The organism is Thiobacillus sp. (assembly GCF_018780105.1).
Taxonomy (GTDB): Bacteria; Pseudomonadota; Gammaproteobacteria; order Burkholderiales; family Thiobacillaceae; genus Thiobacillus.
Genome location: NZ_JADMKC010000034.1, coordinates 1 through 22,124 on the forward strand (window position 1 = coordinate 1; position 22,124 = coordinate 22,124).

At 62.0% G+C, this 22,124-nt stretch carries 22 protein-coding genes; 16 read left to right on the forward strand and 6 right to left on the reverse strand.

The genetic code is table 11. The features are described 5' to 3' along the window. The coding region (locus IV098_RS13745; protein ID WP_296890025.1) for a GAF domain-containing protein at nucleotides 1-623 on the reverse strand (623 nt) is incomplete at its 3' end. 332 nt (nucleotides 624-955) lie between these two features. Between IV098_RS13745 and IV098_RS13750 the strand changes: the two genes are divergently transcribed. From IV098_RS13750 to cynS, 4 genes are read left to right on the forward strand one after another with little or no spacing between them, the layout of a single operon-like run. Beyond that, on the forward strand, nucleotides 956-2,314 hold the full coding sequence (locus IV098_RS13750; RefSeq protein WP_296890026.1) for a CmpA/NrtA family ABC transporter substrate-binding protein: 1,359 nt from the start codon (nucleotides 956-958) through the stop codon (nucleotides 2,312-2,314). Then, nucleotides 2,311-3,162 (forward strand): nitrate ABC transporter permease, encoded by an 852-nt coding sequence (gene ntrB, locus IV098_RS13755; RefSeq protein ID WP_296890028.1) that lies wholly within the window; start codon nucleotides 2,311-2,313, stop codon nucleotides 3,160-3,162. Before IV098_RS13750 ends, ntrB begins: the two co-directional genes overlap by 4 nt. A gap of 3 nt (nucleotides 3,163-3,165) precedes the next feature. Beyond that, nucleotides 3,166-4,095, forward strand: coding sequence for an ABC transporter ATP-binding protein (locus IV098_RS13760; RefSeq protein WP_296890030.1), 930 nt, complete (start codon nucleotides 3,166-3,168; stop codon nucleotides 4,093-4,095). An 8-nt stretch (nucleotides 4,096-4,103) separates the two neighbouring features. Then, on the forward strand, nucleotides 4,104-4,547 hold the full coding sequence (cynS, locus tag IV098_RS13765; RefSeq protein WP_296890032.1) for a cyanase: 444 nt from the start codon (nucleotides 4,104-4,106) through the stop codon (nucleotides 4,545-4,547). Nucleotides 4,548-4,918: 371 nt separating this feature from the next. Here cynS and IV098_RS13770 read toward each other — a convergent pair whose 3' ends face one another. The 3 genes from IV098_RS13770 to apaG all read right to left on the reverse strand — a co-directional run bounded on the left by IV098_RS13770 (nucleotide 4,919) and on the right by apaG (nucleotide 8,124). Next, nucleotides 4,919-5,887, reverse strand: coding sequence for a hypothetical protein (locus IV098_RS13770; RefSeq protein WP_296890034.1), 969 nt, complete (start codon nucleotides 5,885-5,887; stop codon nucleotides 4,919-4,921). Nucleotides 5,888-6,306: 419 nt separating this feature from the next. Beyond that, a complete protein-coding gene (locus IV098_RS13775; protein WP_296890036.1) occupies nucleotides 6,307-7,506 on the reverse strand; it encodes a murein transglycosylase A in 1,200 nt (399 codons plus the stop codon). Between the two features lie 234 nt (nucleotides 7,507-7,740). Then, entirely contained in the window at nucleotides 7,741-8,124 is a 384-nt protein-coding gene (gene apaG, locus IV098_RS13780) for a Co2+/Mg2+ efflux protein ApaG (RefSeq protein WP_296890038.1), read from the reverse strand. 108 nt (nucleotides 8,125-8,232) lie between these two features. On the opposite strand from apaG, the gene rpe reads away from it, so the two are divergent. The 4 genes from rpe to IV098_RS13800 all read left to right on the forward strand — a co-directional run bounded on the left by rpe (nucleotide 8,233) and on the right by IV098_RS13800 (nucleotide 11,879). Beyond that, a complete protein-coding gene (gene rpe, locus IV098_RS13785) occupies nucleotides 8,233-8,916 on the forward strand; it encodes a ribulose-phosphate 3-epimerase (protein WP_296890040.1) in 684 nt (227 codons plus the stop codon). A gap of 76 nt (nucleotides 8,917-8,992) precedes the next feature. Further along, nucleotides 8,993-9,673 (forward strand): phosphoglycolate phosphatase, encoded by a 681-nt coding sequence (locus IV098_RS13790; RefSeq protein ID WP_296890042.1) that lies wholly within the window; start codon nucleotides 8,993-8,995, stop codon nucleotides 9,671-9,673. Nucleotides 9,674-9,801: 128 nt separating this feature from the next. Continuing rightward, nucleotides 9,802-11,298, forward strand: a complete 1,497-nt coding sequence (gene trpE / locus IV098_RS13795) for an anthranilate synthase component I (RefSeq protein WP_296890044.1) — start codon at nucleotides 9,802-9,804, stop codon at nucleotides 11,296-11,298. Between the two features lie 41 nt (nucleotides 11,299-11,339). Continuing rightward, complete coding sequence (locus IV098_RS13800) at nucleotides 11,340-11,879, forward strand: DUF1697 domain-containing protein (protein ID WP_296890046.1); 540 nt, start codon at nucleotides 11,340-11,342, stop codon at nucleotides 11,877-11,879. A 257-nt stretch (nucleotides 11,880-12,136) separates the two neighbouring features. Here the strand turns inward: IV098_RS13800 and IV098_RS13805 are convergent, their stop codons facing one another. Continuing rightward, entirely contained in the window at nucleotides 12,137-12,904 is a 768-nt protein-coding gene (locus IV098_RS13805) for an arylamine N-acetyltransferase (protein WP_296890048.1), read from the reverse strand. Next, nucleotides 12,901-13,515, reverse strand: coding sequence for a DNA-3-methyladenine glycosylase I (locus tag IV098_RS13810; protein WP_296890049.1), 615 nt, complete (start codon nucleotides 13,513-13,515; stop codon nucleotides 12,901-12,903). Before IV098_RS13810 ends, IV098_RS13805 begins: the two co-directional genes overlap by 4 nt. 346 nt (nucleotides 13,516-13,861) lie before the next feature. Here IV098_RS13810 and IV098_RS13815 point away from each other — a divergent pair, with 346 nt between their 5' ends. The 8 genes from IV098_RS13815 to IV098_RS13850 form a co-directional block, all read left to right on the forward strand. Then, nucleotides 13,862-16,006, forward strand: coding sequence for a PAS domain S-box protein (locus IV098_RS13815; protein ID WP_296890051.1), 2,145 nt, complete (start codon nucleotides 13,862-13,864; stop codon nucleotides 16,004-16,006). Then, a complete protein-coding gene (locus IV098_RS13820) occupies nucleotides 16,006-16,635 on the forward strand; it encodes a response regulator transcription factor (RefSeq protein WP_296890054.1) in 630 nt (209 codons plus the stop codon). The genes IV098_RS13815 and IV098_RS13820 overlap by 1 nt, the downstream gene beginning before the upstream one ends. A gap of 158 nt (nucleotides 16,636-16,793) precedes the next feature. Beyond that, nucleotides 16,794-17,171, forward strand: coding sequence for a response regulator (locus IV098_RS13825; protein ID WP_296890056.1), 378 nt, complete (start codon nucleotides 16,794-16,796; stop codon nucleotides 17,169-17,171). Next, nucleotides 17,168-18,367 carry a methyl-accepting chemotaxis protein gene (locus IV098_RS13830; RefSeq protein WP_296890058.1) on the forward strand — a complete coding sequence of 400 codons (1,200 nt, stop codon included), beginning with the start codon at nucleotides 17,168-17,170 and terminating at the stop codon, nucleotides 18,365-18,367. The genes IV098_RS13825 and IV098_RS13830 overlap by 4 nt, the downstream gene beginning before the upstream one ends. Nucleotides 18,368-18,375: 8 nt before the next feature. After that, nucleotides 18,376-18,744, forward strand: a complete 369-nt coding sequence (locus IV098_RS13835) for a response regulator (RefSeq protein ID WP_296890060.1) — start codon at nucleotides 18,376-18,378, stop codon at nucleotides 18,742-18,744. Between the two features lie 11 nt (nucleotides 18,745-18,755). Continuing rightward, nucleotides 18,756-19,100, forward strand: a complete 345-nt coding sequence (locus IV098_RS13840; protein ID WP_296890062.1) for a lipid asymmetry maintenance protein MlaB — start codon at nucleotides 18,756-18,758, stop codon at nucleotides 19,098-19,100. Continuing rightward, nucleotides 19,097-21,259, forward strand: a complete 2,163-nt coding sequence (locus IV098_RS13845) for a chemotaxis protein CheA (protein WP_296890064.1) — start codon at nucleotides 19,097-19,099, stop codon at nucleotides 21,257-21,259. Before IV098_RS13840 ends, IV098_RS13845 begins: the two co-directional genes overlap by 4 nt. Nucleotides 21,260-21,325: 66 nt before the next feature. Next, nucleotides 21,326-22,124 (forward strand): MCP four helix bundle domain-containing protein (locus IV098_RS13850; protein ID WP_296890066.1); only part of this gene is annotated, 799 nt, incomplete at its 3' end.

Below are 22,124 nucleotides of genomic sequence, written 5' to 3' on the forward strand. Positions count from 1 at the left end.
ATGCCGAGCGAGGCCTGTTGCGGCGCGGCGCGTTCGAGCACCCATTTCAGTTCGCGGTTTTCGTTTTCCAGGCGCGCGGTCTGTTCCGCCACGCGATCGTTCAGCTTGAGGACCTGTGTGATCAGCGTGGCGATGATCTCAAGGATGCGCAGATCGTCGGCCAGTGCGCGTGTGCGCCCGCGGATGCGGTGCACGCCCAGCAGGCCCAGCACCTCGCCCTCGCTGCGCAGCGGCAGGGCGATGAAGCTGACGGTTTCATTTGGCAGGCGGTCGCGTTCGATGGCGCGCGCGAGGTAATGCGGATCGGCGTCGATGTCCTGCACGATCGCCGTTTCACCGCTTTGCAGCACGCGCCCGGTGACGCCGTCGCCCGGCTGGTAGACGCCGCGCTCGATTTCCTGCTGGGTCAGCCCGTAGGCGTAGCGGATCGCAAACTCAGTGCTGCCCGGCTGGCGCAGCACCACGCGTCCGCGATTGAGGCCGAGAAACTCCGAAATCAGGTGCAGCATTTCGCGGATCACCGGAGCCGGTTCGAGGCTCTTGCCCATCAGCCGTGCCGACTCGCGGATCACCAGCAGTTCCTCGTCCTGCAGGCGTTCGGTAGGGGGCGTGATAGAGGGCATGGCGGTTTCCTTGAAACAAATTGTCAACACTGTGTAATCAAGAAGCGGGCCAGAAAATTGGACATGGATGAGGCGTGGCCTGCTGAATGTTTTAAAAACAGATGCTTAGCGTGAATTTGGCGTGCTGGCACGCTTCCTGAATATGACCTAAGTGGAAACACGACTTTGCACAGCCGTTTTGCCGAACCCGCGCCATTTCAGGCGCTTCGGCCAAACAGGTCGATGCCCGTCACCCTGTTCGACATGCACCACACAAGGGCATCGGGGCGACTTTCTGGTGCAAGGCGACGAGTGATCTGCGGAGCATTTTTTCATCACAACAGGAGCGCGCTATGTCCGGCTTTGACAACCCGTTTGACCCCGATACCAAACTGCATCGTGCAGGCTGCAGCTGCGGTCGCCACCACAGTCAGGCCGACCACGAGGCCGACATGAAGAACGAGGATGCGCGGGTGTCGCGCGTGGTCGAGTCGGCGGTCATGCGCGGGCTCTTCCCCGACGACCAGATGCGCCGCAATTTCCTGCGCGCGGTCGGCACCGGCACCGCGATGGCGGCGATCTCGACCTTCTTCCCGATGGGTGCGGCGAAAGCGCTGGCGGCGGAAAAGGGCAAGCTGGAAAAGACCGACCTCAAGATCGGCTTCATACCCATCACCTGCGCGACCCCCATCATCATGGCGGGCCCGATGGGCTTTTATGCGCGTGAAGGGCTCAACGTCACGCTGCAGAAAACCGCCGGCTGGGCGGTGATCCGCGACAAGGTGCAGAACAAGGAATACGACGCTTCGCACATGCTGTCGCCGATGCCGCTGGCGATGTCGCTGGGACTCGGTTCGGCCAAGCAGGCCGTGGATGTGGCGTCGATCCAGAATATCAACGGCCAGGCCATCACCTTGTCCCTCAAGCACAAGGACAAGCTCAACCCCAAGGACTGGAAAGGCATGAAGTTCGGCCTGCCGTTCGACTATTCGATTCACAACCTGCTGCTGCGCTATTACCTTGCGGAAGCCGGCCTCGATCCCGACAAGGATGTCGAGCTGCGCATGATGCCGCCGCCTGACATGGTGGCCAACCTGCGCGCCGGCAACATCGACGGTTTCCTCGGGCCTGAGCCGTTCAACCAGCGCGCGGTGTACGAGGAAGTCGGCTTCATCCATACCCTGTCGCGCGACCTGTGGGACGGCCACCCGTGCTGCGCCTTCGGCGTGCAGGAAGGCTTCTACAAGCAGTATCCCAACACCTACGCCGCGCTGTTCCGCGCCATCGCCAGCGCCACCGACTACGCGCACAAGCCGGAGAACCGCAAAGCCATCATCGAGGCGATCGCCCCGGCCAATTATTTGAACCAGCCGATCCCGGTGCTGGAACAGGTGATGACCGGGCGCTTCGCCGACGGCCTCGGCAAGGTGAAGAACGTGCCCGACCGCGTCGACTTCGACCCCTTCCCGTGGCAGTCGATGGCGGTGTGGATCCTCACGCAGCTCAAGCGCTGGAATTACATCAAGGGCGACATCGATTACAAGATGGTGGCGGAAGAAGTGTTCCGCGCCACCGATGCGAGGAAGCGCATGGCCGAGCTCGGGCTGAAGGCGCCGGCGAGCAACTACATGAAGCACACCATCATGGGCAAGGTCTTCGACCCCACCAAGCCGGCCGAGTACCTCAACTCCTTTGCCATCAAACGCACATGAAGACGCGGCTCACACTCAACCAGAAAGCCGGCCTGCTGTCGCTGGGCTTGTTCGCACTGATCCTGCTGGTCTGGTATCTGGCGACCTTGCCGGATGCCAAGGTGGCGGCGGCCAACGTCGATCCCGAGTACGCCGCGCTGATGGGCGGCGGTGCGGCTAGTTCGGCGTCGAGTTTCCCCACTCCCGTGGCAATGGCGCAGACGGTGTGGGAGCGGCTGTCCGACCCGTTCTACGACAACGGCCCCAACGACAAGGGCATCGGCATCCAGCTCGCGTATTCGCTGGCGCGCGTGCTGGGCGGCTTCTTCCTCGCCGCTGCAGTGGCGATCCCGCTCGGTTTCGCCATTGGCAACTCGCGCGTGTTCTACCAGGCGATCAATCCCTACGTGCAGTTGCTCAAGCCGATCTCGCCGCTGGCGTGGATGCCGCTCGCGCTCTACACGATCAAGGACGCGTCGGCGTCGGCCATTTTCGTCATCTTCATCTGCTCGCTGTGGCCGATGCTGATCAACACCGCGCACGGCGTCGCCAATGTGCGGCGCGACTGGCTCGATGTCGCGCGCACGCTGGAGGTCAATCCGCTGCGCAAGGCGTTCCGCGTCATCCTGCCGGCGGCTGCGCCGACGATCTTGACCGGCATGCGCATCTCCATGGGCATCGCCTGGCTGGTCATCGTCGCCGCCGAAATGCTGGTCGGCGGCACCGGCATCGGCTACTTCGTGTGGAACGAGTGGAACAACCTGTCGATCACCAACGTGCTGTTTGCGATTTTGATGATCGGCGTCGTCGGCATGGCGCTCGACAGTATTTTCGGCGTGCTGAGCAAGCGCGTCGCGTATCAGGAGTAACGCATGTCAGCCATCCCTCCCTTCCTGCAGGTCGAAAACCTGGCGCGTGCCTATCCCAGCCCCACCGGCGGGGAAGCCATCACCGTGTTCGACCACGTCAACTTCCACATTCACAAGGGCGAGTTCGTCTGCGTCACCGGCCACTCCGGCTGCGGCAAGTCGACCATCCTCAACATTCTTGCCGGACTCGATGCCGCCACCACCGGCAACGTCTTCATGGACGGCCGCGAAGTCGCCGGCCCCAGCCTCGACCGCGGCGTCATCTTCCAGAGCCATGCGCTGATGCCCTGGCTGACCGTGTTGGAGAACGTGTCGTTCGCGGTGAAGTCGCGCTGGGCATCGTGGAGCAAGCAGAAAGTGCGCGACCACGCCATGCGCTACATCGAACTGGTCGGCCTCATGGGCGCCGAGCACAAGAAGCCGTCGCAATTGTCGGGCGGCATGAAGCAGCGCGTCGGCATCGCGCGCGCCTTCTCCATCGAGCCGAAGATGCTGCTGATGGACGAGCCTTTCGGCGCGCTCGACGCGCTGACGCGCGGCGTCATCCAGGACGAGTTGCTGAAGATCTGCGCCGAAACCCAGCAGACCGTGTTCATGATCACGCACGACGTCGACGAAGCCATCCTCTTGTCCGACAAGATCATGCTGATGTCGAACGGCCCGCATGCGCGCATCGCCGAAATCGTCAACAACACCCTGCCGCGTCCGCGCGAGCGCAGCGCCATCCACAAGCAGCCGCACTACTACCCGATCCGCAATCATCTGGTCGATTTCCTGGTGAGCCGCTCGAAACAGTTTGGCGCCTTGCGCGATGCGCCCGACGCCCCGAGTTCGCCCACCGTGTTCGATCCGGCTGATCTGCTGGTGCCCGAACCGCCCGTTGTCCATACGCCGCCCGTCGGCAAACCCCACATCCACCTCGTCAACGCTTAAGGAACATCATGACCCGCACCGAAGTCACCGACCTCATCCTCGCCGCCAAACACAAGAAAGGCCTCAAGTGGGCCGAGATCGCCAAGAAAGTCGGTCAGAGCAAAGAGTGGACAACCGCCGCCCTGCTCGGCCAGATGACACTCGACAAAAAACAGGCCACCACAGTCGGCAAGCTGCTCGGGCTGTCGCCGGAAGCCGTCGATCAATTGCAGATGGTGCCGTACAAGGGCAGCCTGCCCTCCGCCGTGCCGACTGACCCGCTGATCTATCGCTTTTACGAGTTGATCATGGTGTACGGCATCACGATCAAGTCGCTGATTCATGAAGAGTTCGGCGACGGCATCATGAGCGCGATTGATTTTTCGATGGATATTTCGCGGGTGGAAGATCCGAAGGGGGATCGGGTGAAGATTGTTTTGAATGGGAAGTTTTTGCCGTACAAGATGTATTGAGGGAGGGTGGCGGCGCAATGCCGCGTGTCCTGCCGGTGTGCTGTAGTCGGGTTTTTTGCGGGACTGCTGACCGTTGGCCGGGGGTAGCCCGGCGGCTAGTCACTTTCTTTGTCAATGCGACAAAGAAAGTAACCAAAGAAAACGCACCCCGACATCCCCGAAACCCCGGAAATCGAGCCTGCCGGGTGGGCGTCAAAGAACTCGCCCCGCTTTTGCTGTTTTAAATTTGGTTTTTTGTGAGCGGAGCTCAAACACCTTTGCCGCTGATCCACCCGACAGACTCGATTTCCGGCGGGGCTGAGAGGGGAGGAAAGTCAAAACCAGGGCGGTGATGACTGGGCGCTTTGTGAGCTTGTGTTGCGACGCAGTAGTTATGTCACTGCCTTGGGAGGTAGGAATCCATCGTTAGTGTTATACGCCCACTGATCCATAGCGTCGGAAATATCCTCCCAGTACCGGTGCAGTGCTGGAATACTCTCGGGGGCCACCCATGGGTGATCTAGGGCGTTGAGTACGTCGAACTGGGGTGTGGTTACGACTGAGCCAAAAGTGGCGTCATAGAAAAATGACGAGGAAAGAAAATTTGCCACGCGAACGATGATGCGAAGTGCTTCGTCGATATCGTTGTATGTGGCTATAGGAACAGTAGGTGCCTTTTCACTAATGCGTTCTGAATGAGCAACCATTTTGTCTGCCATTGTGCAGACCTTTTTAATCGTCGGATGCTCAAGCCATGACTTCAAATCATTCAGGATCGATATATGAATACTGTCCTTGCGGCTTCTTTTTTGTGGATGGCCACACAACGCATCAAATGCTTTATGCATCATGTGCGACGTTGCCCATGCATCAGGGCCTTTGGTTGGAATAAATCTGACGTATCCGCCTCCGCTCATGTCGAGCGAATCTATATGCTTCTTGTGCGAGACCACATGATCGTAGGGCAGGCCGTCATAACAGACGAATATGTCTCGCGTTAGTAGTTCTGGACGTCTTTCGACAAGGTTTATTACGTTCCATACGGAATTTGTTTTTGGATCATGGTCTACGAGTCGTCGGATGCCCAAGGTCATCAAGCTGGCGTAACCCGCAGTTATCAACTCCCACATAGCGCCATTTATTTCGCGATGCTGTTCTATACGCCGGGCTTCATTGAGCGTGCGGAAAACGGCGGTGTGCCATGTCAGATTATGAACTTGGCTCATTACTGACGTATCGGAGTCTCCCCGTAAGTATTCGAGACATTTGCGGCGAAAGAGGCGGTACTCGGCTAACGTCTTGCGCCGCGCTTCTGGCACATCGCATTGATCTACCGGGTAGTCATATTCAGGAATGCCCACGCTTGCCTCTTGGCTCTCATAACGCTTATCTGCGTCGTTTACAAGTATGCAGGTTGTTCAGTCATCACCGCCCTGGTTTTGACTTTCCTCCCCTCTCAGCCCCGCCGGAAATCGAGTCTGTCGGGTGGATCAGCGGCAAAGGTGTTTGAGCCCCGCTCACAAAAATTAATCAGCATTACAAAAGCGGGGCGAGTTCTTTGACGCCCACCCGGCAGGCTCAATTTCCGGGGTTTCGGGGATGAGCGGGGTCGCCTTTTCTTTGGTTACTTTCTTTTGGCGAAACCAAAAGAAAGTGACTAGCCGCCGGGCTACCCCCGGCCAACGGTCAGCAGTCCGGCAAACCCCCACACCTCAACGACCAGCCCCCTCGGCAAGCTCAAAGCAAAGGCCGCATAAGCAAGCGCTTTGCCGTCCACCCCTCAGCGCCGAGCACTCGCAAACGGGTAATCCTTCGGCAGCAATACCCACATTTTCCCGCTCTGTTTCATCCGCCCGGCAAGCTCGCCGGCAGCATCGCCGAACCCCCAGAACACATCCGCCCGTACGCCGCCGCGAATGGCGCCGCCGGTGTCCTGCGCCATCACCAGCTTGTTCAGCGGCAGCGTCGAATTGGGCTGGGTCGTGGCAAGGAAAACCGGCGCGCCGAGGGGGATGTAGCGCGGGTCGATGGCGATCGAACGGCCGCCGGTGAGTGGCACGCCGAGTGCGCCAAGCGGGCCGGACAGGCCGTTGGGCAGTTCGCGGAAGAACACGAAGCTGGGGTTGCTGGCGAGCAGCTCGGGCAGCTTGTCAGGATTTTTCATGCCCCAGTCCTTGATGCCCTGCATCGAGGCTTGCTCCAGCTTGAGTTCGCCGCGCTCGACCAGCAGCTTGCCGATGGATTTGTAGGGGTGACCGTTCTGGTCGGCGTAGCCGACCCGCATGTGCGTGCCGTCGGGCAGTTCGATGCGGCCGGAACCCTGGATCTGCAGAAAGAACAGGTCGACCGGGTCCTCGACCCAGGCGATGGGCGTGCCCTTGAAGCCGTTGCCGTTGGCAGGGGATTCGATGTCCTTGCGGGTGGGGTAGGGCACCAGCTTGTTGCCGGCCAGGCGTCCGCGCAGGCGCAGGTTTTTCAGTTCGGGATAGACGCTGGCGAGGTCGACCGTGACGAGATCATCCGGTACGGCGTACAGCGGATAGCGCGCCCGTTCGGTCTGCACGCGGTCGCCCTTGAGCAGCGGTTCGTAATAGCCGGTGATCAGGCCTTCGGCGCTGCCGTCGTCCTGAGTGGCCTGGTACAACTGGAACCGCTGTTCGAAAAAGGCGCGCGTCGCGGCATCATCGGGCGGCGGCAGGGTGGCGGCCTCGTTGCAGACCGCCTGCCAGGCGCTTTGCTTTTTGAGCGTGCTGCAACTGAGCAGGAAGGCGTCCCAGACTTCGTTCACCGTGTCGTCCTGCCACACCCCGAAGCTGGTCCAGTCCACCGGCTTGAGCGTGGGGAAGGTGGCGGCGGGCGTCGTGATCAGCGCCGGCGGGCGCGCCGCGGGCGGAACGGGTGTGGGGGGCGGCGCCGGCGGCTGCACCGCGCAGGCTGACAACAACAGGGCGAACAGCCACGGGCTTGCGCGTAACAGCATCACGGGTGAAGATGGCTCAGATCAAAAACACGCATCGAGTATAACAATGGGGAGACGGGTTTGATGGGGAGCCAGGGACTGGGCTGGCTGATGCTGGAGGCTGGCATTGCGCTGAGCCTGTTTGTTTTCATCGTCTGGTGGACGATGAGGAAGTGAGTGAATGGTGAGCGGGGAGCAGTAAGCGGGGAGCGGGGTGAAGTACGCGCGCCTTCCGCTCACCGCTCCCCCCCTGCATCAATGCAGCACGCGCGGCATTGACAGCGTGAACAGCGGGATTTCGGCGTCGAACTTGTTGCCGTCTTCCGCAACCATTTGATAGCTGCCGCGCATGGTGCCCACCGGGGTCGCCATCGCGGTGCCGCTGGTGTATTCGAAACTCTCGCCCGGTCGCAGCAAGGGCTGTTCGCCGACCACGCCCAGGCCTTTGACTTCCTGGATGACGTTTTCCGCATCGGTGATGATCCAGTGGCGCGAAATCAGCTGCGCGGCCACATTGCCGGCGTTGGCGATGGTGACGGTGTAGGCGAACACGTAACGGTCGGACGAGGGGTCGCTCTGATCCCCCAGATAGGTCGTATTGACGCTGACGCTGATGTGATATTTCTTGCCTTCGGCCACGGTTTTGCTCGACGGGTATGGAATGGGCGCAGTGTAACGCAATGACGTGGGGGCTGCTAAAATGGCCGGGTCTATCCTAATAACCCGCCCAATAACTCGGAGCCTTCCATGACTTTTCGCATCGCCCCTTCCATCCTGTCTGCCAACTTTGCCCGTCTGGGAGAGGAAGTCGATAATGTCCTGGCTTCCGGCGCCGACATCGTCCACTTCGACGTGATGGATAACCACTACGTGCCGAACCTCACCATCGGCCCGCTGGTCTGCGAGGCGCTGCGCAAACATGGCGTCACCGCGCCGATCGACGTGCACCTGATGGTGAAGCCGGTCGATCGCATCATTCCCGATTTCGCCAAGGCTGGCGCGACCTACATTACCTTCCACCCCGAAGCGTCCGAGCACGTCGACCGCACCATCGGCCTGATCAAGGAAAACGGTTGCAAGGCCGGCCTGGTGTTCAATCCCGCCACCCCGCTCGACGTGCTGGAATACACGCTGGACAAGCTCGACATGGTGCTGCTGATGTCGGTCAACCCCGGCTTCGGCGGCCAGAAGTTCATCCCCTACGTGCTCGACAAGGCGCGCGCTGTGCGCAAGATGATCGACGACCGCGGCCTCAAGGTGAACATCGAAATCGACGGCGGCGTCGGTCCCTCCAACATCCTGGAAGTGGCCCGCGCGGGTGTCGACACCTTCGTTGCCGGATCCGCCGTGTTTGGCGCCGCCAAGGATAGCGACCCGCAGCGTTACAACTCCATCATCGCCGCGATGCGCGCGGAACTCGCGAAAGTCTGAAACCCGTGCGGGGCGAGCGGTAAGCGGAAACCCCGCGACCGCACCGCTCGCTGCTCACCACTTACTCCTTACCAAAATGAACTTCCCACTCCCGATCAAAGCCGTCGTCATCGATCTTGACGGCACGCTCCTCAACACGGCCCCGGACCTCGCCCATGCGGCCGAACTGATGATGGCCGACCTTGGCCGTCCCTGCCCGTCGCTGGAAACGATCTCCACCTATATCGGCAACGGCGTCTCGCGGCTGGTCAAGCGCGTGCTCACCGGCGAGATGGATGCCGAGCCGGATGCCGAACTGTTCGCGCGCGCGATCGCGGCTTACCAGAAGCATTACGGCGAACACGTTTCGCTGTACTCGCGCCCGTTCGACGGCGTGGTCGCCGGACTCGATGCGTTCAAGGCGATGGGTGTGCACATCGCGTGCATTACCAACAAGGCCGAGCAGTTCACCGTGCCGCTGCTGAAAGACACCGGCCTGTTCGGCTATTTCGAGCTGATCCTGTCGGGCGATTCGCTGCCCAAGCGCAAGCCCGATCCCTTGCCGCTGCTGCATGCCTGCGAGGTGTTCAAGGTCAAGCCGGCCGAGCTGCTGCTGATCGGCGATTCGCTCAACGACACCCAGGCCGCGCGCGCAGCGGGTTGCCCCGTGTTCTGCGTGCCCTACGGCTACAACCGCGGTCGCCCGGTCGCCGAACTGGATCTGGATGCGGTGGTGCCCAGTCTGGCCGAAGCGGCGAAAATGCTGGTGAAGGCATGAGTTTCAGGGGCCAGGATTCAGGAATCAGGATTCAGGGGACGTGCCGCCGATGGCGGCGCTTGTCTTGAACAAGACGCGCAGCGAGCCCCCTGACCCCTGAATCCAGACCCCTGACCCCTGCCCCTACCATGAAAGAACAAGAATTCTTCGACCTCGCCCGCCAGGGCTACAACCGCATCCCGCTGGTGCGCGAACTGCCCGGCGATCTGGAGACGCCGCTCTCCGTCTACCTCAAGCTGGCCAACGCGCCCTACACCTACCTGCTTGAATCGGTAGTGGGCGGCGAGCGCTTCGGCCGCTACTCGTTCATCGGCCTGCCCGCGCGCACCGTGATCCGCGTGCGCGCGCATCTGCTGACTGTGGAAACCGACGGCAAGGTTGTCGAGGAACACAGCCTCGACGACCCGCTCGCCTTCGTCGCCGCCTACCAGGCGCGCTTCAAGGCCGCGCCGGTGGCCGGGCTGCCGCGCTTCACCGGCGGCCTCGCCGGTTACTTCGGCTACGACACCATTCGCTACATCGAAAAGCGGCTTGCGCCGGACTTCAATCCAAACCGGCCGCGCAAGGACGACGTGCTGCACACGCCGGACATCCTGCTGATGCTGACCGAGGAACTGGCGGTGTTCGACAACCTCGCCGGCAAGCTTTATCTCATCACCCACGCCGACCCCATGCAGGCCAACGCTTATGCCAGCGCTTGTTTGCGGCTAGGCGAGCTGGCCGCGCAGCTGGACCAGCCGGTGACCCTGCCGCCCGAGCCGCCCGTGGACGCCGCCGACCCGGTGTCCGAGTTCGGCGAGGCCGAGTTCAAGCAGGCGGTGCAAAAGGCCAAGGACTATATCGCTGCCGGCGACATCATGCAGGTGGTGCTCAGTCAGCGCATGGCGCGGCCGTTCGCCGCCTCGCCGCTGTCGCTGTACCGCGCGCTGCGCAGCCTCAATCCGTCGCCCTACATGTTCTATTACGACTTCGGCGGCTTCCACGTCGTCGGTTCGTCGCCCGAGATTCTGGTACGGCTCGAAGGCGACGACGTCACCCTGCGGCCGATTGCCGGCACCCGGCCGCGCGGGCTCACGCGCGAAGACGACCAGCGTCTTGCCGAGGAGCTGCTGGCCGACCCGAAAGAATGTGCCGAGCATTTGCAACTGCTCGATCTCGGGCGTAACGACACCGGCCGCGTCGCCGTCACCGGCAGCGTCAAGGTCACCGAGCACATGCAGATCGAGCGCTATTCGCACGTCATGCACATCGTCTCCAACGTCGAAGGTAAACTGAAACCCGGCTTGACGGCGCTCGACGTGCTGCGCGCCAGCTTCCCCGCCGGCACCGTCTCCGGCGCACCCAAAGTGCGGGCGATGGAAATCATCGACGAACTCGAACCGAGCAAGCGCGGCATCTACGCCGGAGCGGTCGGCTATCTCGGTTTCAACGGCGACATGGACCTGGCGATCGCCATCCGCACCGCCGTGATCAAGGACGGCATGCTCTACGCCCAGGCCGGCGCCGGCATCGTCGCCGACTCGGTGCCGGCGAGCGAATGGATGGAAACGCTCAACAAGGCCCGCGCCGTGGTGCGCGCCGCCGAGCTCGCACAGGCCCGCTTTGGCGGCGAAGCGGTCGAGTAGCGCCGCGCTTTCGTGTTGGCAGGTCCGCCAAGGTCATTGCGATGAAGACCTATATCGCGCTCTTTCGCGGCATCAACGTTGGCGGGAAAAACAGGCTCCCGATGAAAGACCTGGCGGCGCTGCTGGACGGGCTCGGCCTGCAGAACGTGAAGACCTACATCCAGAGCGGTAACGTCGTGTTCCGGGGCAAACCTGCCGACACTGAACAGTTGTCGAAACGGATCAGCGCTGCCATCGAAGCAAGCCACGGCTTTGCGCCCTGGGTGCGGCTGCTCGACACGCCGACGCTGGACCGGGCAATCCGCGACAATCCCTATCCCGAGGCGCAGGCCGCACCCAACACCCTGTACGTGAATTTTCTTGCGGCCGTTCCGCCCTGTCCCAATCTCGATGGCCTGGAAAAACTCCGTGGCCCTGGCGAACGTTTCGAGCTGAAGCGCGATCTGTGCTACCTGCACGCGCCGGAGGGCATCGGTAGATCGAAACTGGCTGCCGGCATGGAACGCCTGCTTGGCGTGCCGATGACCAGCCGTAACTGGAACACCGTGGCAAAACTCGGCGAATTGGCCTCAGGCGACTAGTGTCGTGAATCATAAATAGCGGAACACAATAAAACGGATGGATTTTTTCGCGTGGCATACCCGACGGCCTGCCGGCCTGGGCACAAGAGGCGCGAGGAGGCGACATAGCTGGCTCTATGGCAACGACGAGCAACGCCGCCATGCGGAACCTGTGCCCAAGCCGACAGGCTGTCGGGTAAAAGATGCCGTTTTATGTTTCGATTTTATGATTCACGACACTAGAGGTTCGCAGACAGGCGCAGCGAACTGCGTGCACCTCATGCAGTCGGCTCCAGTCCGAAGGTTTCCGCCAGCAGGGCCGGCAGTTCGTCCTCGGTCACGTGACGCGTCGTGGTCGTGCCGTGCGCAATCGTCTTCAGGCGGTTGTCGAACAGGATCACGCGCCCCTCCGGCGTCTGCCGCATGACGATGCGGTGTCGGGTGAAGAGGGTTTCCGGATGGGTCGAGTTGAGCCAGTTGGCCGGCATGAAATCCACCCACTCGTGGTGCGCCAGATCGAAACAATACTGGTTGGCCCAGTCGCCCTCGACCCGGGCGCGCAAAACGTATTCGCGGCCATCCTGCGACAGCAGTTCGAACACGTCGTCGTCCTGTTCGACCGCGCCGGTACCGTTGAGACGGATCGGCGCGCGCAGGCCGTAGCTGCCGAAACCGACGTCGCATAGCCATTCCTCGCCGTCGAGCCTGGCCAGGATCGCCATGTGGGTGCGCGGCCGGCGGGCGGAATAGGTCATCGGCCGGCAGCCGACGAAGCGGTATTCGACGCCGAGCGCGGCCAGCGCCATAGCCAGGAGACCGTTGACCTCGTAGCAGTAGCCGCCGCGCCGACGGTGGACGATCTTCTCCACGATGTCCTCGGGAACGAGCGAGACGATCTTGCCGGCCTGCACGTCGAGATTCTCGAACGGCACGGCGCGCAGGTGCTGGCGCATGATTCCGGTCACGCTGGCGAGATCGGGCCGCGCCTCGTCGCGATAGGCGATGCGGTCGAGGTAGCGGGGCAGCTCGAAGTTCCCGGCCTTCATGTCCGGGTCGTCCTGTGCGATCGCGAGGCGCCGGCACGTTCACCCGCCAGCTCGCCATAGCGGAAGCAATCCGTCGTGTGATCGTTCACCAGCCCCATCGCCTGCATGTGCGCATACACGATGGTCGAGCCCACGAACTTGAAGCCGCGCTTTTTCAGATCCTTGCTGACCGCGTTCGACAGCGGCGTACTCGCCGGCACCTGACTCAGGTCCTCCGGCGCATTGACGAGGGGTCGCCCGTCCACGAAATTCCAGAAATAAGCGTCGAGCCCGCCGCCGGCTTCGCGCAGCGCAAGCGTCGCGCGCGCGTTGGTGATCGTCGATTCGATCTTCAGCCGGTTGCGCACGATGCCTGCGTCCGCCATCAGTCGCGCCACATCGGCCTCGCCATAGCGCGCGATGCGTTCCGCGTTGAAATCATCGAACGCGCGCCGGTAGTTCTCGCGTTTTTTCAGGATCGTGAACCACGACAGCCCCGCCTGCGCGCCTTCCAGAATCAGCAGTTCGAACAGCGCGCGTTCATCGTGCAGGGGCACGCCCCATTCCTTGTCGTGGTAGGCGCGGTAGAGCGGGTCGGGGCTGCACCAGGCGCAGCGGGGGAGGTCGGTCATGGGCATGGATGCGTGATGCGTTGCGGGTAGTTTGGCACAGCTGGTTCTGTGCACACCATCCCCATTTTCAATGGGGCATTCGCCAAGCTGAGTGGGGTGGAGTTGGCAGGTTGTCTGCTATCCGATGCGGATTCAACCGATCGATGACCAATGAAGCCGAGTGTCCGCCTCAGATTTCCGCGAATGCGTGCTACCGAGCCAGAGCAGTCAGCCATGGCTTGCTTGTCGAACATCTGTTCAGTGGCGGGGAGCGGCCCTCTGTCAGCAGGACCGAGAAAACCTTGACCCCGGATTCCGAACGGGTCGCTGACGCTGCTGGGTCTCCACCAAGCCAGTCCACATTTCAGTGAATATCGCTTATTTAGAAAACCCATGGATTTATGATGGTTTTATACTGACTGCTGCTCTTTTGTCGCCAAGCCTTTATCAAGTGAATCTTCTTTATTCCAAACGTTACCCGGATCGCCACATCCTGGCCATCACGTTTTTGATCATGCTGGTCTTGCTGGTGCTCGACCAGTTGATCGATAGATTTGTTGCAGAGAATGATGCGCCGGGCATGCTCAGGCCAGCGGGCTTGTGGTCAGGCAATGTGCCACACGTGCTTCTGGCCATGTTCGGTGCCCTGCTTTTGTACCGTTATATCCGGCCTTTCGCTCAGAAACTCAGGGAATCCCAAACCATTCTGACCGAGGCCCTGCGCAAGAATGAACTGATCCTGCAACACGCGGGCGAAGGTATCTATGGGCTGGACAACCAGGGCCGGATGACTTTCGTCAATGCCGCGGCCGAACGGATGCTTGGCTACTCCAATGAGGACATGGGCCACGATCTCGTTCATCACATCACCCATCGCCGCCACTGCACAGGCTGTTTAGTGCCCGTCGAGGAATGTTCAATCCTTGCAACGTGCCATGATGGCGCGCTGCATCTCTGCGATGACGCGATTTTCTGGCGAAAGGACGGGCGTCCCCTCAACGTGCAGTACATCAGCGCCCCGATTCTGGAAGCGGGGCTGATCACCGGTGCGGTGGTGGTTTTCAGTGACAACACGGAGCGCAAGCGGAACGAGACCATTCTCGCCCGGTGGCAGCATATTTTCGATCATGCCGAATGGGGCGTGATCGTCTTCAACGTCGCGGCAGGGCAGATCGAACTCATCAATCCCGCGTTCGCGCGGATGCACGGCTACCGGGTGGATGAGCTTGCCGGCTGGTCGGTTGCCGAATTCTTTGCGGAGGAGTGCAGGGCGGATCTTCCCCGCAAAATCCAGTTGATCCACGAGACCGGTCACCACATATGGGAATCGTGGCACGTGCGCAAGGATGGCAGCCGCTTTCCGGTCCAGATCGATGCCACTGCAGTCAAAGATGAGGCGGGCGAAGTCCTGTATCGGGTCGTCAACGTGCAGGACATCACGGCGCGCCGCCAGATCGAAGACACGCTGCGCGAGAGCGAGGCGCATCTGGCCCAGGCCCAGGCCCAGGGCAAGCTCGGGAGCTGGCGCCTGGACATCCCCAACGATGTGCTGGAATGGTCGGCAGAGGGCTATCGCATCTTTGGGATGCCTCCGGGGACGCCGCTCAACTACGAGCGTTTCCTGAACTGCGTCCATCCTGACGATCGCGACTTTGTGAATCATGCCTGGCGTGCCGCCGTGGCGGGGGCTGCCTACGATATCCAGCATCGCATCATCGCCGACGGCAAGGTGAAGTGGGTGCGGGAGCGTGCGGAGCTGGAGTATTCTGCCGAGGGCGAAGTATTGCGTGGCGTAGGCACAATTCAGGACATCACCGAACTCAAGCGGCATGAGGATGAGCTGCTGCGGTCCCGGCAAAGCCTGCGCGAACTTGCTGCGCACCATGAAAAAGTCCGGGAGGGGGAGCGAACCCGCATCGCCCGGGAAATTCATGACGAACTTGGACAACACCTTACCGCTCTGCGGATGGATGCGGCCATGCTCAACATCCGCTTTGGCGCGGACAATCCCGATCTGGCGCGCCAGGTTGCCGGCATGAAAAAAACCATCGATACCACGATCGGGGTGGTCCGTAATCTGGCCACTTCATTGCGTCCCGGGGCGCTGGACATGGGGCTGGTGTCGGCGGCGGAGTGGCTGCTTTCCGGATTTGAGGAGCGCACCCAGATCCGTTGCCATCTGCATGCGCCAGAAGAACATCTAGATCTGGATGAAGAGTGCGGCACCGCCGCATTCCGCATCCTGCAGGAATCCCTTACCAACATCACGCGTTACGCCAACGCCTTGGAGGTGAACGTGCGCATCGAGTGGATCAACGGCATCCTGGAAATGGATATCCGCGACGATGGCGTCGGCTTTGACCACGCGGAAGTGCGAAGCCGCAAGACGTTCGGCTTGATGGGTATGCGCGAGCGTGCGCTCCAGTTCGGCGGAGAATCCCGAGTCGATTCCAGGCCGGGTGCCGGAACCACCGTGCGCATTCGAATCCCGTGCGTCCGGGAGGGGGCCTGATGATTCGCATCCTCATCGGCGATGACCATGCCATCGTCCGACAGGGACTGCGCCAGGTGCTGGCATTGATGCCGGAGCTCGAAGTGGTCGGCGAGGCCAAGAACGGCTGGGAAGTAATCGAACAGGTCCGCGCCGCCTCTCCCAGTCTGCTGCTGCTGGACATGAACATGCCTGGTCCGAGCGGGGTGGAGCTAATCAAGCGGATTCGCGAGGAGGCGCCGCGCCTGCCTATTCTGGTGCTCTCGATGCATGGAGAGAGCCAGATTGCCGGGCGGGCCATCAAGGCCGGTGCGGCGGGCTACCTCACCAAGGACAGCGAACCTGAAACCCTGATTCACGCCATCCGTCAGGTCGCCAGCGGCGCCCACTATATCGAGCCGGCCGTCGCCGAACGCCTGTTGTTTCAGCCTTCTCCCAGGGAGTCGGCCGCGCTGCACACCGCGTTGTCCGATCGCGAGCATCAGGTCTTCCTGATGCTCGTCCAGGGGCGGGGCGTGACAGAGATAGGCGAAGCGCTTCACCTGTCCGCCAAAACCGTCAGTACCCATAAAGCGCGCCTGATGAGAAAACTCGGCGTGAATAATCTCAGCGATCTGGTGCGCTACGCACTGAACCACGATCTGGTCTGAGGCCAGGACGCCTGCGTTTCACTGAATCGCCCAGCCCGTGTAGGAATATTCCTACACGCGATTCGTATTCCCCTGACAGCCCGGAAACGACTTCCACCGATACGGATTCCTGATCGCCGCGCCGATACCTCCACTATGTCTGTGCGTGGGTAGCTACGGTGAAATTGCTGATTGTGGATGATTCTTCGGCCGTATACGGTCGTCTGTTGGAGATGCTGGGCGGGGTGGAACACCTCACCGCGCTTTCCATTGCGCGTTCGCTGCATGAAGCCGTGGAAAAAGGCCGCCAGCTGTGTCCAGATGCTGTCGTGCTGGACGTGCGCCTGCCCGATGGAAGTGGCCTGGATGCGCTGGTCCGGATCAAGCAGGACTCGCCGAACACGCGCGTGTACATGTTCACAAACCAGATCGAGTTCCGGGACATGGCCCGCCGCGCCGGGGCAGACGGATTCTATGACAAGTCCCTGGAATTCGAAGCGCTGGTTGAGCAATTGCTGGGTACGAACTCCGATTCCGGATCAGGGAGCGGGCGATGAATGCGGCCGAGTTACACGATCGCCGCGTCGCCGGGCTGGTGTGGGCGATTTGCACCGGAGTCGGCTTGCTGGGCGCCGCCGCTGCGTTCGCCAGTGCGTCGGTCAGCGCGCTCTGGGCCGCGGGGGCTGGTCTGGCGGGTATGCTCGCCGGCGGTTTTCTTGCCAGCAGGGTCCGCCGTGCACTGGCGATCGCCAGGGGTGAAGCAGGGGAGGCCCGTTCGAAGCAGTTGCCGCTAACGCCCGGCGCCGACAGTCTGGAAGCATTGTGCGGTGAGGTGTTGCCGATATGGAACCGCCAGATTGAAACCGCCCGTAGCCAGACCGAAACCTCCCTGGTCGATCTGGCCACCTGCTTCGGCGACATTCATCAGCGCCTAGATGCGGCACTGGGACTGTACCGCGGCAGTACCGACAGCCTGTCTGGCAGCGCAGACGTCACGCTCATGCTGGAAAAGGGACAGAACGACCTGTCAGTCATGCTTTCGACCCTGCGCGCCGGCCTCCAGGCCAAGCAAGAGATGCTTCACCGTATCCGAGACGTGGCCCGGTTCTCTGGTGAACTCAAGGCCATGGCAGGTTCGGTTTCAGAGCTTGCCAATCAGACCAAACTGGTTTCGCTCAACGCCGCCATCGAGGCTGCATGGGCCGGCGAGGCCGGCCGCGGTTTCGCGGTGATTGCCGACGAGGTGCGTAAGCTCGCCACGCAGTCGGGCGATACCGGCAAGCAGATCACCTCGCGGGTCGAAAGCGTGAACGAGGCGATCCAGGGCGCAGTGCAGATTGCCGAGCGCTATGCCGAGCAGGATGCCCGTGCCATGCAGGATTCCGAGCAGCTGATCGAAGGCGTGCTCAACGTGTTCCGCGGCGCGGTGGAGCAGCTGACCCAGGCGGCGACCCAGTTCCAGATCGAGGGTCAGGCGGTGCAGGAAACGGTGTCCGGCGTCATCGTCTCCCTGCAGTTCCAGGACCGGGTCAGCCAGATCCTGAACCAGACCAAGGACGACATGGCCCGCCTGCAAGGCGTACTCCACGACAACCGGGAACGCGGCGAGCGCGGCGAGCCGCCGGCACCGATCGACGTGACGGCCTGGCTTGAAGACCTCTCCAGCACCTACACCACGCTTGAACAGCTGGACAACCACCAGGGCACGCAAAGCAACGCGCCCGGCAAAGCAACCGAAATTACTTTCTTTTAGGAAAAATCATGGCCAAGACCATTCTGATCGTTGACGACTCGGCATCCATCCGCCAGGTCGTGGGGCTGACCCTGAAAGGGGCCGGCTACGACGTTGTCGATGCGGTGGACGGCAAGGACGCGCTGAGCAAGCTGGATGGGCGCAAGCTGCATCTGGTCATCAGCGACGTCAACATGCCGAACATGGACGGCATTTCCTTCGTCAAGGAAATGAAGGCCAAGCCGGCCTACAAGTTCACCCCCGTGATCATGCTGACCACCGAAGGCAGCGAGGCCAAGAAGCGCGACGGCCAGCTGGCCGGCGCCAAGGCTTGGGTGGTCAAGCCGTTCCAGCCGGCCCAGATGCTGGATGCCGTATCCAAACTGATCATGCCGTGAGGGCAGACGCCATGGACATCCGCAGCGAACGACACGATGCCTGCCTGCGCTTATATCCGGTAGGCGAAATGACCATCTACAGCGCGGCCGAACTCAAGCCGGCCCTGCTGCAGGCACTGGACCAGAGCGATGAAATCGAGATCGACCTCGCCGGGATCAGCGAGATGGATACCAGCGGCGTGCAGCTGCTCATGCTGATGAAGCGCGAAGCTGCTGCGGCCGGCAAGGCATTGAAGCTGGCCGGACACAGCCCGGCCGTGCTGGAGGTGTTCGAATTGCTGAACCTGGGCAACTGGTTCGGCGATCCGCAACTGCTGCCGGCAGACGGTAGCGAAACCCGGAGGGCTGCGGCATGAACCTGGATCTGGGCGATGCCCTGCAAACCTTCTTCGCAGAAAGCCGCGGCCTGCTCCAGGACATGGAGGAGGCGCTGCTGCGGCTGGAAAACACCCCCGACGACGCGGAAGCGGTCAATGCGGTGTTCCGTGCCGCGCACACCATCAAGGGCTCGTCGGGCCTGTTCGGCCTGGACGACATCGTCGCCTTCACCCACAAGGCCGAGAACGTGCTCGACCGGGTGCGCAACAATGAGCAGGCCCTGAACGAGGAATTGATCGGCCTGTTCCTCGGCTGCCGCGACCATATCGAACGGCTGCTGGACACCACCGCCGACGGCGTGGAGATGGACGCGGATACACGCCAGCAGGGCGAGGTGCTGGCCTCCCGGCTGAGTCAGTACATGGGGCAATCGGCAGCCACGCTGCCCACCGAGACGGAAGCGCCGCTGCAAAGCGTGGGCGGCGGTCAGGTGGCCGGCGATACCTGGCACCTCTCGCTGCGGTTTGGCCAGGACGTGCTGAAGAACGGCATGGACCCGCTGTCCTTCATCCGCTATCTCGGCACCCTCGGCGAGATCGTCCATCTCTCCACGCTGGACGACGCCCTGCCGGACGCGGCCGGGATGGATCCGGAATGCTGCTACCTGGGTTTCGAGATACGGCTCCGCAGCGGGGCCGACAAGGCGCGCATCGAAAGCGTGTTCGAGTTCGTGCGCGACGACTGCCAGCTGCACATCTTGCCGCCCGGCAGCCGCCTGGCGGACTACATTAACCTGATCGAGGCGCTGCCGGAGAACAACGCTCGCCTGGGCGAGATGCTGGTGGCCTGTGGTGCGGTGACCCAGCGCGAGCTGGACGAGTCCCTAGCCTTGCAGGAATGCGAGAGCGCACGCCAGGAAACGCTCCAGCCGCTGGGCGAGATCATGGTGGAACGCCAGATCGTCCAGCCGGAACTGGTGGACGCGGCGCTCTCCAGGCAAAAGGAAGTGCGCCATCGCCAGAGCCAGGAGGCCCGCTTCATCCGGGTCCACGCCGACAAGCTCGACAGCCTCATCAACCTGGTGGGCGAGCTGGTCATCGCCGGCGCCGGCGTCGGGCTGATGGCTGCGCGCAACAAGGATGGCGCGATGATGGAATCGGTCTCGGGCATGGCCCGTCTGGTCGAGGACATCCGCGACGGCGCCATGCGTTTGCGCATGGTGGAAATCGGCGAAACCTTCAACCGCTTCCGCCGCGTGGTGCGCGACGTCTCCAAGGAAATCGGCAAGGACATCGAGCTGTCGATCGGCGGTGCGGAAACCGAACTGGACAAGACCGTGGTGGACAAGATCGGCGACCCGCTCACCCATTTGGTGCGCAACGCCATGGATCACGGCATCGAATCCGCCGACGTGCGGCTGTCCCGCGGCAAGCCGGCAAAAGGCACGCTGCAGCTCAACGCCTATCACGAGTCCGGCGGCATTGTCATCGAAGTGGTGGATGACGGCGGCGGCCTCAATCGCGAGCGCATCCTGGCCAAGGCGCGGGACAAGGGGCTGATTCAGGCGGGCGACAACCTGGCCGACCGCGATGTGTGGAACCTGATCTTCGAACCCGGCTTTTCCACCGCCGAGCAGGTGAGCAACCTGTCCGGCCGCGGCGTCGGCATGGACGTGGTGCGCCGCAACATCGAGGCCCTGCGCGGCACGGTGGAGATCGAAAGCCGCGAGGGCGTGGGCTCCACCTTCCGCATCCGCCTGCCCCTCACGCTCGCCATCATCGACGGCTTTCTCATGGGGGTGGCCGAGAGCCACTACGTGGTGCCCCTCGACATGGTGCTGGAGTGCGTGGAGCTGAGCGCCTGTGCCAACCGCAATGAGGGTTGCGACTATCTCAACCTGCGCGGCGAGGTTCTGCCCCTTCTGCGCGTGAAGGATCACTTCAAGCTGAAAGGCCGTTCAGGCCGCCGCGAGAACGTCGTGGTGGTGACCTCTGCCGGGCGCAAGGCCGGCCTGGTGGTGGACGAGCTGAAGGGCGAATTTCAGGCGGTCATCAAGCCCTTGGGCACCTTGTTCGAGCGGATCCGCGGCATCTCCGGTTCCACCATCCTGGGCTCGGGCGAAGTGGCACTGGTGCTCGATGTCCCGGCTTTGCAGGATGAGGCGGCGCGGGCCGGCTCGGCGGGCGTGACGGCCTGATTTTTCACGGTTTGTTTTCGGCAATTCAATTAGGAGAGAAGCATGTTCAGCAATATGAAAATTGGTATGCGACTGGCTCTCGGCTTCGGCCTGGTGGTCGCGCTCATGGCCATGATCGCCTTCATCGGGGTCACCCGCATGGCGAGCCTCAACGAGGGCGTCGCGCTGATGGTGCATGACCGTTATCCCAAGACCGTCCTCGCCAACGACGTGATCGACAACATCAACGTCATCGCCCGCGCCATGCGCAATACGCTGATCCTGGACGACGGTGCCGCGATCCAGAAGGAACTGGGGCGCATTGATGCTTCCCGCAAGCTCATCAAGGAGCGCCTGGACAAACTGGAGGCGACCATATCGAGCGAAGAGGGCAAGAAGCAGCTGGCCACCGTGAAGGAGGCGCGCGTCAAGTACGTGGCGGCCCAGGACAGCTTCCTCAAGCTGGTCGGGGAGGGCAAGCAGGCCGAAGCCAAGACCTATCTGGTGAGCGAGGTCCGTGCCCTGCAGGGTGCCTACCTCGAGGCGGTGGCTGGCCTGATCAAGTATCAGGGCGAGTTGATGGAGCAGGCCGGCCAGGACGCCACCGATCTGTACCACGCCGCCCGCACGCTGATTTTCACCATCGCGGCCGCGGCGCTGGCCATGGCCGCGCTGATCGGATTCTGGGTCACCCGCAGCATCACCCGCCCAGTGAACGAAGCCCTGGGCGTGGCCAACAAACTGGCCGAGGGCGATCTCAACGTGCGTATCGAGGTCAAGGGTAGGGACGAGACCGGGCAGTTGCTGGAAGCCATGCAGGCGATGGTTGGTAAGCTGTCACAGATCATCAGCGAAGTGCGCAGCGCATCGGACAATCTATCGTCGG

Excerpts from the sequence above, each read along its gene's own strand:
- IV098_RS13750 (WP_296890026.1), top strand. The coding sequence starts at position 956 with ATGTCCGGCTTTGACAACCCGTTTGACCCCGATACCAAACTGCATCGT.
- ntrB (WP_296890028.1), top strand. The coding sequence starts at position 2,311 with ATGAAGACGCGGCTCACACTCAACCAGAAAGCCGGCCTGCTGTCGCTG.
- IV098_RS13760 (WP_296890030.1), top strand. The coding sequence starts at position 3,166 with ATGTCAGCCATCCCTCCCTTCCTGCAGGTCGAAAACCTGGCGCGTGCC.
- cynS (WP_296890032.1), top strand. The coding sequence starts at position 4,104 with ATGACCCGCACCGAAGTCACCGACCTCATCCTCGCCGCCAAACACAAG.
- IV098_RS13775 (WP_296890036.1), bottom strand. The coding sequence starts at position 7,506 with ATGCTGTTACGCGCAAGCCCGTGGCTGTTCGCCCTGTTGTTGTCAGCC.
- rpe (WP_296890040.1), top strand. The coding sequence starts at position 8,233 with ATGACTTTTCGCATCGCCCCTTCCATCCTGTCTGCCAACTTTGCCCGT.
- IV098_RS13790 (WP_296890042.1), top strand. The coding sequence starts at position 8,993 with ATGAACTTCCCACTCCCGATCAAAGCCGTCGTCATCGATCTTGACGGC.
- trpE (WP_296890044.1), top strand. The coding sequence starts at position 9,802 with ATGAAAGAACAAGAATTCTTCGACCTCGCCCGCCAGGGCTACAACCGC.
- IV098_RS13800 (WP_296890046.1), top strand. The coding sequence starts at position 11,340 with ATGAAGACCTATATCGCGCTCTTTCGCGGCATCAACGTTGGCGGGAAA.
- IV098_RS13805 (WP_296890048.1), bottom strand. The coding sequence starts at position 12,904 with ATGAAGGCCGGGAACTTCGAGCTGCCCCGCTACCTCGACCGCATCGCC.
- IV098_RS13810 (WP_296890049.1), bottom strand. The coding sequence starts at position 13,515 with ATGACCGACCTCCCCCGCTGCGCCTGGTGCAGCCCCGACCCGCTCTAC.
- IV098_RS13820 (WP_296890054.1), top strand. The coding sequence starts at position 16,006 with ATGATTCGCATCCTCATCGGCGATGACCATGCCATCGTCCGACAGGGA.
- IV098_RS13830 (WP_296890058.1), top strand. The coding sequence starts at position 17,168 with ATGAATGCGGCCGAGTTACACGATCGCCGCGTCGCCGGGCTGGTGTGG.
- IV098_RS13835 (WP_296890060.1), top strand. The coding sequence starts at position 18,376 with ATGGCCAAGACCATTCTGATCGTTGACGACTCGGCATCCATCCGCCAG.
- IV098_RS13840 (WP_296890062.1), top strand. The coding sequence starts at position 18,756 with ATGGACATCCGCAGCGAACGACACGATGCCTGCCTGCGCTTATATCCG.
- IV098_RS13845 (WP_296890064.1), top strand. The coding sequence starts at position 19,097 with ATGAACCTGGATCTGGGCGATGCCCTGCAAACCTTCTTCGCAGAAAGC.